Raw genomic sequence first — 227 nt, 5'->3', positions numbered from 1 at the left:
GCTGTAGTACAACCAGCTCCCCACCACGACCATGTTTGCGTATGTTCGTGGAAAGGACGGAAGATGATAGGGATGGGCTTTCCCTCATCATCTTTCAGTTCTTGGCAAAAGACAGCCAGACGGTCGAGCCAAGTCTTGAACTTGTTTTGTATCTCGCTTCCTTCGTCCAGAATTTCGCTGACCACATGGGCATTGGAGTTATCCCAGGAATCACCGCCGGTCAAAGG

1 protein-coding gene is annotated in these 227 nt (G+C 50.7%); it reads right to left on the bottom strand.

Features of this window, described 5'->3' with window-relative positions; all coding sequences use genetic code 11:
• Positions 1 to 227, bottom strand: a 227-nt coding sequence (locus ABUA47_RS04765) for a glycosyl hydrolase (RefSeq protein ID WP_349831435.1), incomplete at both ends; no start/stop codon positions are given.

Source organism: Bacteroides sp. RTP31139st1_H2_RTP31139_211217 (assembly GCF_040227615.1).
Taxonomy (GTDB): Bacteria; Bacteroidota; Bacteroidia; order Bacteroidales; family Bacteroidaceae; genus Bacteroides; species Bacteroides uniformis.
Note: the sequence above shows the minus strand (reverse complement) of the source record. Positions and strands in the feature narration are given on the sequence as shown.